Source organism: Butyrivibrio sp. INlla18, from assembly GCF_900103635.1.
Lineage (GTDB): Bacteria > Bacillota > Clostridia > Lachnospirales > Lachnospiraceae > Butyrivibrio.
On sequence record NZ_FMXK01000033.1, the window covers coordinates 1 to 1,178 of the forward strand.

1 protein-coding gene is annotated in these 1,178 nt (G+C 44.0%); it reads left to right on the top strand.

The window, feature by feature from the left end; genetic code table 11:
* Positions 1–171 precede the first annotated feature (171 nt).
* On the top strand, positions 172–1,178 hold a 1,007-nt coding region (locus BLS24_RS15465; RefSeq protein WP_143015198.1), incomplete at its 3' end, for an IS1634 family transposase.

Here is a 1,178-nt window from a genome sequence, read left to right on the forward strand (position 1 = left end):
AACCTGCGCTCCCGCGAAATTATACCAAGGCTCTGGTATAAAGCGTTAACAGTTACTACCGCAAATCCTTGATATTACTGGCTTTGCGAGCACAAAATATTGTATCAAAAACACAGATTTGGCTTGATATTCCGTTAATTCCTTGGTATAATTATACCAAGGAGGTGAGTTATGGAAATCAAGATAAATGAGCCCTGGATCACTGATAAAGTCCGCATTCAGAATGGTTACGCATACATTGATCATCCCTTCTGGAACGTAGAAAAGCAGCAGGCTGATCACAAGCGTGAGTACATTGGTAAGTACGATGGCAAAGATTTCAAGCCTAACAAGAACTTCCATCGTCTCAAAGCTGAATACGAAGCCAGCCTTACAGCCTCCAAGACCGGACCTGTACCGACAGACATTTGTCTTCGACAGTTCCATGGAGCCACATACCTGCTTGACAGGATTGCTGAAAAAACAGGCATCGCCGGTGATCTTGGAAAGTGCTACGGCTCACTGGCACCACAGATACTCTCCATAGCTTACTACCTCGTTATCGAGGAAGGGCTGCCATTATACCGTTTCACCAAATGGGGCAGCACCCACAGGCATCCTTATGGCAAGGATATTCCTTCTCAGAGGAGCAGTGAACTTTTCGGACTGATCACTGAAGAATCCAAGATGGATTACTTCAAATATCAGGCAAAACGCCACTCCTGCGATGAATACCTTGCTTTTGATACAACATCTATCTCTTCATACTCGACTCTGATAAAGCAGGCCAAGTATGGAAAGAACAAAGAAGGTGATTCCCTTCCGCAGATAAACCTTGCTCTGCTGTATGGAGAGGAATCAATGCTCCCTGTTTACTACAGGAAGCTTGCAGGTAACATCACTGATGTTAAGACTATAGAGAACCTCGTTAAGGATGTTGATTTCCTTAAACTTGAGAAACTCAAGCTTGTCATGGACAGAGGCTTCTACAGCGAGAAGAACATAAATGATCTGATGAAGCATCATCATAAGTTCCTCATAGGAGCCAGGCTATCACTGAATCTTGTAAGCAGCCGTCTTAACAAGATCCGTGATGATTTTGTTACCCGCTTTAACTATAATTCCGAGCTAAAGCTTTATGTCATGTCATTCACAGAGGAATGGGAATACACCGAGGAAAAGCCCCGCTCCGGTGAAGT